The following is a 9,671-nucleotide window of genomic DNA, read 5'->3' on the forward strand; positions in this document are numbered from 1 at the left end:
TGTGTGAACCGCGCTTCCGCTCCGCACCCGGGATCCCCACACCGTCGTGCCACCCGGCGCGTGTGGGGAGTTCGCGCCGCCCCCACCGCGACCCCCCCCCACGGCACACCGCCTGCGTGTGAAGTGCAGCGCCGCCGCGGATGCGAGTTCCCCACGCCATCGTGGTGCTCGCCCGTGTGTGAAGCTCGGTGCCGCCGCGAACACGGTGCCGCAGCGAACACGACGTCCCCGCGCTCGGTGCTCGCCGGGGGTTCCGCCGGTCGCACGGCGTCCCATCCGCCGAGGCACGCGCTCTACGGAGACGCGGTCGGCGGGCCTGGGCCGCCGGGCGCACATGGGCGCTCCGGGAGGGGCGCCGGGCGCACATGGGCGCTCCGGGAGGGGCGCCGGGCGCGCGTGGGCGCTCCGGGAGGGGCGCCGGGCGCACGCGAGCACTCCGCGAGGAGAGCCGGGTGCGCGCGGGCACTCCGGGAGGGGCGCCGGGTGCGCGCGATCAACCGGGTGAAGGTACGGCAGGCGCACACGATCCGTGATCGTGTGCGCGGGCGGCCACGATAGGGGCGCCGGAAGGACTCGGTCGGTGATCGTGGATTCCCGCCGCCCCGGCAGGCCATGATCGTGAACTCGAGCCGCCCGGAACGCCGAAGGCGGCGGCCCGGTGGGGCCGCCGCCTTCGCACGCGGGAATCCTCGGTCGGCCTGCCTGTCAGTGCTCGGCCGACCTGCTCGGTCAGGGTCAGTTGGCCTGCTCGGCCAGGGCGAGGAACTGCTTCTTGGAGGCGAGTGCCTGCTCGGCCTCCTTGATGCGGCGGGTGTCGCCGGCCGCCTGGGCGCGGGCCAGGCGCTGTTCGGCCTCGGCGACCTGGTCGCGCATCTGGCGGAGCAGCGGGTTGTCCTGCGGGCTGGTCTTGCGCCAGGCGGAGTCCATCGCGACGCGGATGCGCTCCTCGGCGGCGCGCCAGCGGCGGTCCAGGCCGGCGGCGGCCTCGCGCGGGACGCGGCCGGCGTCGTGCCAGGCGGCCTGGGCGTCGCGGAGGCGGTTCTGGGCGCCGCGGGCGTCGGCGTCCACGTCGACGGCCTCGAGCTCGGTCAGGATGGCCTGCTTGCGCTCCAGGTTGCCCTGGTACTCCGCGTCGCGGGCCGAGAAGACCTCGGAGCGGCGGGTGAAGAAGGAGTCCTGGGCGGCGCGGAAGCGTTCCCAGAGGCGCTGCTCGGCCTCCTTGGCGGCGCGCGGCGCGGCCTTCCACTCGGCCATCAGCTCCTTGAGCCGGTTGGCCGTGTTCGCCCACTCGTCCGAGCCGGCGATCGCCTCGGCCTCCTTGACCAGCTCCTCCTTGGCGGTCTGCGCCTGCTTGCGCTGGCCGTCGAGGGTGGCGAAGTGTGCGCCGCGGCGGCGGGTGAAGCCGTCACGGGCGGCGGCGAAGCGCTTCCACAGCTCGCCGTCGGTCTTCTTGTCGACGCCGCGGATGGTCTTCCACTCGTCGAGGATCTCCTTGAGCCGGTCGCCGGCCGACTTCCAGCCGGTGGCGTCGGCGGCGATCCGCTCCGCCTCCTCGACCAGGGCGGTCTTGCGGGCCAGAGCCTCGGTCCGGGCCACCTCGCGGGCCGCCTTCGCCTCGCCGGCCTTCTCCTCGGCGAGCGCCGACAGACGCTCCAGCCGGGCGGCGAGCCCGTCGATGTCACCCACCACGTGCGCCTCGTCGAGCGTGGTGCGCAGGCGCTTGACGCTGGTCAGCGAGTGGGACGCGTCGGCGGCGCCCGACTTGAGGCGAGCCTCGACGAGGTCGACCTCGGTGACCAGGTCCTCGAATCGCCGGGCGAAGTGGGCGAGGCCCTCCTCAGGAGTACCGGCCTGCCAGGAGCCGACCACACGGTCGCCCTCGGCGGTCTTCACGTACACGGTGCCATCGGCATCCACGCGCCCGAAGGCCGTCCAGTCGTTCATGAGCTCATCCTCGTTCTCCCGGCGCCGTAAGACCAGTACCGGTCCCCGGCCACCGCCACAGCGCAGTGGAATGCCAACCCTCTCAGGGGCATTCTTTCTCGCGCATTGTCACAGGTCCAACCCGGTTAGGGGAAAGCTCCCACCGACGACCGTGACAGAACGGTGTCCTACGGTTGTCTGATGCCGTCCGGAGATCGTCCCCGCGTGGTCACCGTCGCCGGGCCGACCGCGGCCGGAAAGTCCGCGCTGAGCATCGCCCTCGCCCATGAACTGGGTGGTGAGGTGGTCAACGCCGACTCCATGCAGTTGTACCGCGGCATGGACATCGGCACCGCCAAGCTCACTCTCGCCGAGCGCGAGGGGGTTCCGCACCATCTGCTCGACATCTGGGACGTCTCGGTCACCGCGGCGGTCGCGGAGTATCAGTCGCTCGCCCGGGCGGCGATCGACGACATCGGCGCGCGGGGGCGGGTTCCACTCCTGGTGGGTGGATCGGGACTCTACGTACGCGCGGTGCTGGAGGAGTTCGAGTTCCCCGGCACCGACCCGGCGATCCGGGCACGGCTGGAGGCGGAGCTGGCCGAGAGCGGCCCGGCGCCGCTGTACACCCGGCTGAGCGGGCTGGACCCGGCCGCGGCGGAGAAGATCCTGCCCTCCAACGGCCGGCGGATCGTCCGCGCCCTGGAGGTCATCGAGCTGACCGGTGCGCCGTTCACCGCGGCGCTGCCCGATCCCCGGCCGTACTACGACGCGGTGCAGATCGGCGTGGACCGGGAGGTCGCCGAGCTGGACGAGCGGATCGCGCTGCGGGTCGCGGGGATGTGGGCGGACGGCCTGGTCGGCGAGGTGCGCGGGCTGACCGGCATCCGCGAGGGCCGGACCGCGTCCCGGGCTCTCGGATACCAGCAGGCCCTCGCCCAGCTGGACGGCGAGCTCACCGAGGAGCAGGCGAAGGCGGACACCACGCAGGGCACCCGCCGGTTCGTCCGGCGCCAGCGCTCCTGGTTCCGCCGGGACGCCACGATCCGCTGGCTCGACGGCGCCTCCCCGAACCTCGTGGCCGCGGCGCTGGCGGTTGCGCGATGATGGACGGCGTGTTTTTCACCAAGGGCCACGGCACCGGCAACGACTTCGTCATCCTGCCCGACCCCGACGGCGAGCTGGAGCTGACGCCGTCGCTGGTCGCGGCGCTCTGCGACCGGCGGTTCGGCGTCGGCGGCGACGGCGTGCTGCGGGTGGTCCGCAGCGCCAAGCACGCCGAGGGGGCCGGCCTGGCCGGTGAGGCCGAGTGGTTCATGGACTACTGGAACAGCGACGGCTCGCTCGCCGAGATGTGCGGCAACGGCGTCCGCGTCTTCACCCGGTACCTGCTGGAGAGCGGTCTCGCCACGGCCGGCCCCGCGGGCCTTCCGGTCGCCACCCGGGCCGGGATCATGGTCGCCGTCGTCGAGGGCGGCGGCATCCGGGTCAGGATGACCACCCCTTCCGTGTACGCCGGCAGCACCGCGAGGATCGGGGCGCTCAGCGTCCCCGGTGTCGCCGTGGACTGCGGCAACCCGCACCTGGTCTGCGGTCTGCACGACGGCGTCACGCTGGAGTCGCTGGACCTGACCGCGGCACCGGCGTACGACCCGAAGGTCTTCCCGTCCGGGGTGAACGTGGAGTTCGTCGAGGCCGCCGAGCCCGTCGAGGGCACCGACCGGCACGTCCGGATGCGGGTGCACGAGCGCGGCTCCGGCGAGACGCTCTCCTGCGGCACCGGCGCGCTCGCGGTCGGCGCGGTGGCGCTGCGCGAGGCGGGCCTGGCGGAGCGGGGCGGCTCTGTCGCGGTGGACGTGCGCGGCGGGCGGCTCGTGGTCACCCACGATGCGAGCGGCTGGTGGCTGGCCGGCCCGGCCGTGCTGGTCGCCACCGGCGAGGTGAGCCTCTCCGGCCTGGACGTCACCGACCCCGACACGGCGGGCGGTGCGGCTGCCGGTGGGGCGGTCACGGGCGGAGCGGCGTCCGGTGGAGTGCTGTCCGGCGGAGCGGCGTCTGGTGGAGTGCTGTCCGGCGGATTGGGGCCTGGCGGAGCGGCGCCTGGTGGAGTGGGGCCTGGTGGAGTGGGGCCTGGTGGAGTGGGGCCTGGTGGAGTGGTGCCGAATCAGGCCGGCGCGGCGGCCGCGCGCTGATGCTGCATCGTGTCGCCCACCGCGGGTACTCCGCGGTCGCACCGGAGAACACCCTGCCCGCCCTGGCCGCCGCGGCCCGGGCCGGTGCCACCTTCGTCGAGTTCGACGTCCGGGCCACCGCCGACGGTGTGCCCGTGGTGATCCACGACCGGACCGTGGACCGGACCACCTCCGGCTCGGGCCGGGTCTGGGACCTGCGGGCCGACGAGATCGCCGGGTTCGACGCGGGCTCCTGGTTCGGCCCCGGGCACGCCGGTCTGCGGGTGCCGTCGATGGCCGAGGCGCTGGAGGTGCTCCGGCCGACCGGCGCCGAGATCCTGCTGGAGATCAAGCCGCCGGCCACGCTCGACGAGGTCAAGGCGATGATGGCCGCGCTCGCCGAGTACGACCTGCTGGAGCGCACGGTGGTGCAGAGCTTCGACGCGGACGTGGTGCGCAAGGCCCGCCAGATCGCCCCGGAGGTACGCCGCGGACTGCTGGTCTTCCGCTTCGACGCGGAGACCCTGGAGCTCTGCCGCGAGCTGGGCGCGAGCTACTGCAATCCGCCGGTCGAGGACGTCCTGAACGGCGCCGGCATGATAGCCGAGCTGGCCGCGGCGGGTATCGGCGTGATGCCGTGGACCGCCAACGACATGTCCCAGTGGCGCGCTCTCGCCGACGCGGGCGTGGCGGGCCTGATCACCGATTACGTCGGCGAGCTGTCCGGCTGGGCGGCGGCCTGAGAAGGGTCTTCCGGGCGCGACCACTCACGCAGGTGGAGGGCCAGGGCCGGCGAAGCTGGGCCCCGGCCCGACCCTCGGCGGGAGCAGCGGTCTGCACCACCCACCCCGCCGCGACATCCGGTTCTTGATCTTGATGTCGCGGCGGGGGATGGGTCAGAAGATGCCCTCGGGGGCCTTGTCGAGCTCGGTCTCGGGGACGGCGGCGGTGTTCGACGGGGCGTGACCACCGCGCACGACCGCGCGGATGGCGGCCGCGACGGCCGGGGTGACGCGCTGGTCGAAGACGCTCGGGATGATCACCGTGGGGTTGAGCTTGTCCTCGCCCACCACGTCGGCGATCGCGCGGGCCGCGGCCAGGGCCATCTCCTCGGTGAACTCCTCGGCGCTGGCGTCGAGCATGCCGCGGAAGACGCCCGGGAAGGCGAGCACGTTGTTGATCTGGTTGGGCTGGTCGGAGCGGCCGGTGGCGACGATCGCGGCGTGCTTGCGAGCCTCCCGCGGGTCGACCTCCGGGTCCGGGTTGGCCATCGCGAAGACGATCGATCTGTCGGCCATCTTGGCGATGTCGTCGCCGGTCAGCAGGTTCGGGGCGGAGACGCCGATGAAGACGTCCGCGCCGACGATCGCGCCGGGCAGGTCACCCGCGTAGTTCGCCCTGTTGGTGTGGTCGGCCAGCCACTGCATCGACGGGTTCAGATCGGCCATCCCGCGGTGCAGGGCGCCGCGCCGGTCGTAGGCGATGATGTCGCCGACGCCCTGGCGCATCAGCAGCTTCATGATCGCGGTGCCCGCGGCGCCGGCGCCGGAGACGACCACCTTGACGTCCTCCATCCGCTTGCCCACCACGCGCAGGGCGTTGGTGAGCGCGGCGAGCACGCAGATCGCGGTGCCGTGCTGGTCGTCGTGGAAGACCGGGATGTCCAGCTGCTCGCGCAGCCGCGCCTCGATCTCGAAGCAGCGCGGCGCCGCGATGTCCTCCAGGTTGATCCCACCGTACGCCGGGGCGATCGCCTTGACGATGGCCACGATCTCGTCGGTGTCCTGGGTGTCCAGCACCACCGGCCAGGCGTCCACGCCGCCGAACCGCTTGAAGAGGGCGGCCTTGCCCTCCATCACCGGCATCGCCGCGGCCGGGCCGATGTTGCCCAGGCCGAGCACCGCCGAGCCGTCGCTGACCACGGCGACCGTGTTGCGCTTGATGGTGAGGCGGCGCGCGTCCGCCGGGTTCTCCGCGATCGCCATGCAGACCCGGGCCACACCCGGCGTGTACGCCCGGGACAGCTCGTCCCGGTTGCGGAGCGCGACCTTCGAGTTGACCTCGATCTTGCCGCCCAGGTGCAGCAGGAAGGTCCGGTCGGAGACCTTGCGGACGTCCACCCCGTCCTGGTCCTCGAGTTGCTTGACCACCTGGTCGGCGTGCGCCGAGTCGGCGGTGTCGCAGGTGAGGTCGACGAGCACCCGGGTGGGGTCGGAGTCCACCACGTCCAGCGCGGTCACGATCGCCCCGGCCTCGCCGACGCAGGTGGTGAGCCGGCCGATGGACGACGCGTCCGCCGTCACGGCTATGCGGATCGTGATCGAGAATCCTGCGCTCGGCAGGCGGGTGGTAACCACGGTGTTCCCTCCGACAGATGGGTGTGCCTTCGCATTGTCGCTCTTGCCGGAATCTCGATTCACGCCTGGATGGTTACTCGTGAGTCAGCTCGCCTCGCCCGGATATGTGGATGCGTCCCGGGGTACGGCGTGCCACGATCGAAGGCGGAGGAGGTCACTTTTGCGAAACACCTACCAGACACCCGTCCTTGACGAGCCGGATTTCACGACCGGCGATCTCGAGCTCGAGGAGCGGCACTCGCTCAGGCGGGTGGCCGGTCTCTCCACCGAGCTCACCGACATCACCGAGGTCGAGTATCGACAGCTGCGGCTCGAACGGGTCGTCCTCGTCGGCGTCTGGACCGAGGGCAGCGCGGAGGACGCGGACAACTCGCTGACCGAGTTGGCCCAGCTCGCCGAGACCGCCGGCTCCCAGGTCCTGGAGGGCCTGATCCAGCGGCGCCGGCAGCCCGACGCGGCCACGTTCATCGGCCGGGGCAAGGTCGACGAGCTGCGTGACGCGGTCGTCGCCAGCGGTGCCGACACGGTCATCTGCGACGGCGAGCTCTCCCCGTCCCAGCTGCGCAACCTGGAGCAGCAGATCAAGGTCAAGGTGGTCGACCGGACCGCCCTGATCCTGGACATCTTCGCCCAGCACGCGAAGAGCAAGGAGGGCAAGGCCCAGGTCGAGCTCGCCCAGCTGCAGTACCTTCTGCCCCGGCTGCGCGGCTGGGGTGAGTCGATGTCCCGGCAGGGCGGTGGCGCGGGCGGTGGTTCCGGCGGTGGCGGCGTGGGTACACGTGGCCCCGGTGAGACCAAGCTCGAGACCGACCGGCGGCGGATCAACCAGCGCATCGCCAAGCTGCGCCGGGAGATCAAGGCGATGCGGACCGTCCGGGAGACCAAGCGGTCCCGCCGGCAGGCGAGCGGCGTGCCGGCCGTGGCGATCGCGGGCTACACCAACGCGGGCAAGTCCAGCCTGCTCAACCGGATGACCCAGGCCGGCGTGCTGGTGGAGAACGCGCTCTTCGCCACGCTGGACCCGACCACCCGGCGGACCAGCGCGGAGGACGGGCGGGTCTACACGCTCTCCGACACGGTCGGGTTCGTCCGGCACCTGCCGCACCAGATCGTCGAGGCGTTCCGCTCGACGCTGGAGGAGGTGGCCGAGGCCGACCTGGTGGTGCACGTGGTGGACGGTGCGCACCCGGACCCGGAGGGTCAGGTCAGCGCGGTCCGCGAGGTGCTGGGCGAGGTCGGTGCGGACCGGATCCCCGAGCTGTTGGTGATCAACAAGCTGGACGCGGCCACCGAGGAGACCGTCCTGCGGCTCAAGCGGGCCTGGCCGGACGCGGTCTTCGTCTCGGCGCGGTCCGGGGCCGGCATCGACGAGCTGCTCGCGGCGATCGCTCAGCGGCTGCCCCGCCCGGCGATCGACATGCGGATCCTGATGCCGTACGACCGGGGTGACCTGGTCGCCCGGGTGCACCGGACCGGCCAGGTGCTGCAGTCCCGGCACCTGGACGACGGCACCGAGATGCAGATCCGGGTCGATGAGCGCCTCGCCGCCGAACTGGAGTCGTTCCGTTGCTGAGGGTAATGATGAAAAGGGATGTCTGATGACCTTTGACCAGGCTTGATCCACACGTGATACCGATGAGCGACGCCGCATGCGACACTGTGCGGATGCGGCGTCTCGTGTTCTCGGTCTTGCTGGGCCTGGGCTTGGTAATGGTCGGTTCGACCGGCGCGTCGGCGGCCGATCCGACGCCGGCGGCGACGGTCAGTGCCAAGGCGACGGCCGGCAAGAAGGTCTGCAAGATCAAGAGCAAGCTGCTCGACGAGATCTCGGGTCTGGTCGCCACTGAGAACGGCTTCGTCGCGGTCAACGACAGCACGACCGACGACGAGCACAAGCAGATCTTCTTCATGAACGACGAGTGCACCGTCACCGACACGCAGTCCTACAGCGGCGACCCGCGCGACCCCGAGGACATGGTGCTCTCGGCCGACGGGAAGACGCTCTGGATCGCGGACACCGGTGACAACGCGGCCCGCGACGGCGGCGAGACCCGGGCCACCGTCGCGCTGTGGAGCATGCCGGTCAGCGGGAAGACGAAGCCGGTCATCCACCGGCTGTCGTACCCGGACGGCGACCTGCACGACGCCGAGGCGGTGCTCTTCGACGGTGACGGCCTGCCGATCATCGTGACCAAGGAACTCGGCACGGCGTACCTCTACAAGCCGACCGCGGCGCTGAAGACCAAGAACGAGACCGGCGTGCCGATGGAGAAGGTCGGCGAGCTGAGCATCTCGGCGACCGAGACCTCGGGCAACTCGTTCGCCCGGATCGGCAACCGGACCATCACCGGCGCCGCGATCGCGCCCGGCGGGGGCAAGGTCACGCTGCGGACCTATACCGACGCGCTGGAGTGGGACGTCACCAACGGCGACGTGCTGGCCGCGCTGAAGACCGAGCCGCGCACCACCGGCCTGCCCGACGAGACGTTCGGCGAGGCGATCACCTACAGCGCGGACGGCAAGCTCTTCTACACCGTCTCGGACATGAGCGGTAACACCGACGACGCCAACTACATCAAGTCGTACGTGCCGGCCACCACGGTCGCGGTGGAGTCGAAGAAGAGCGGGGGCGGCGCCGCGGGTGGGGCGTGGTATTCGAACCTCAGCGTCGACGAGATCATGTACATGGTCGGCGGCGTCGGTGCGTTCGGCCTGATCCTGGTCGCGGTCGGCGTGCTGGGCATCGTCCGGTTCCGCAAGAGCCACCCGCGTGGTGCCACCGCGGTGGACAGCGCGCCGAGCGGCGGCATCGAGAAGGGCGACCCGGCGACCGAGCTGATCGGCGTGGGCAGCGGTGCCCCGCAGCGCGGCGGCGCGGCGTACGGCGGCGGCAACCGGGGTGCCGGGCCGGTCTACGGCGCGGCCTCCGGCCCGATGAGCGGTGGTCAGCAGCGGGGCGGTGGCCCCGTCTACGGCGGCGGTGGGCAGCAGCCTCCGCGTGGTCCCCAGGGCCAGCCGCCCCGAGGGCCCCAGGGTCAGCCTCCGCGGGGTCCGCAGCAGCAGCCTCCCCGTGGGCCGCAGGGTCAGCCTCCGCGTGGTCCCCAGGGCCAGCCGCCCCGGGGTCCCCAGGGTCAGCCTCCGCGGGGTCCGCAGCAGCAGCCTCCCCGTGGGCCGCAGGGTCAGCCTCCGCGTGGTCCCCAGGGCCAGCCGCCCCGGGGTG

General features: G+C 72.1%; 6 protein-coding genes and 1 pseudogene. 5 read left to right on the forward strand and 2 right to left on the reverse strand.

Features of this window, described 5'->3' with window-relative positions; genetic code table 11:
- Window positions 1–735: 735 nt before the first annotated feature.
- Window positions 736–1,944 (reverse strand): DUF349 domain-containing protein, encoded by a 1,209-nt coding sequence (locus tag AB0M08_RS22355; protein WP_364496303.1) that lies wholly within the window; start codon window positions 1,942–1,944, stop codon window positions 736–738.
- A 180-nt stretch (window positions 1,945–2,124) separates the two neighbouring features.
- Here AB0M08_RS22355 and miaA point away from each other — a divergent pair, with 180 nt between their 5' ends.
- The 3 genes and pseudogenes from miaA (at window position 2,125) to AB0M08_RS22370 (ending at window position 4,837) form a co-directional block, all read left to right on the forward strand.
- Window positions 2,125–3,030, forward strand: coding sequence for a tRNA (adenosine(37)-N6)-dimethylallyltransferase MiaA (gene miaA / locus AB0M08_RS22360; RefSeq protein WP_364496306.1), 906 nt, complete (start codon window positions 2,125–2,127; stop codon window positions 3,028–3,030).
- A gap of 8 nt (window positions 3,031–3,038) precedes the next feature.
- A pseudogene (gene dapF, locus AB0M08_RS22365) lies at window positions 3,039–3,872 on the forward strand (diaminopimelate epimerase); the annotation flags it as partial.
- A 242-nt stretch (window positions 3,873–4,114) separates the two neighbouring features.
- A complete protein-coding gene (locus AB0M08_RS22370; protein WP_364496309.1) occupies window positions 4,115–4,837 on the forward strand; it encodes a glycerophosphodiester phosphodiesterase family protein in 723 nt (240 codons plus the stop codon).
- A gap of 153 nt (window positions 4,838–4,990) precedes the next feature.
- On the opposite strand, the gene AB0M08_RS22375 is transcribed toward AB0M08_RS22370, so the two are convergent.
- On the reverse strand, window positions 4,991–6,451 hold the full coding sequence (locus AB0M08_RS22375; protein ID WP_364496312.1) for an NAD-dependent malic enzyme: 1,461 nt from the start codon (window positions 6,449–6,451) through the stop codon (window positions 4,991–4,993).
- A gap of 160 nt (window positions 6,452–6,611) precedes the next feature.
- On the opposite strand from AB0M08_RS22375, the gene hflX reads away from it, so the two are divergent.
- Window positions 6,612–8,024, forward strand: a complete 1,413-nt coding sequence (hflX, locus tag AB0M08_RS22380; protein WP_364496314.1) for a GTPase HflX — start codon at window positions 6,612–6,614, stop codon at window positions 8,022–8,024.
- Between the two features lie 92 nt (window positions 8,025–8,116).
- Window positions 8,117–9,671 (forward strand): hypothetical protein (locus AB0M08_RS22385; protein WP_364496317.1); only part of this gene is annotated, 1,555 nt, incomplete at its 3' end.

Source organism: Actinoplanes sp. NPDC051851 (assembly GCF_040681165.1).
In the GTDB taxonomy this organism is placed as follows: Bacteria; Actinomycetota; Actinomycetes; order Mycobacteriales; family Micromonosporaceae; genus Actinoplanes.

Coding starts and splice junctions, on each gene's coding strand:
- AB0M08_RS22355 (WP_364496303.1), bottom strand. CDS start 1,944: ATGAACGACTGGACGGCCTTCGGGCGCGTGGATGCCGATGGCACCGTG.
- miaA (WP_364496306.1), top strand. CDS start 2,125: ATGCCGTCCGGAGATCGTCCCCGCGTGGTCACCGTCGCCGGGCCGACC.
- AB0M08_RS22370 (WP_364496309.1), top strand. CDS start 4,115: ATGCTGCATCGTGTCGCCCACCGCGGGTACTCCGCGGTCGCACCGGAG.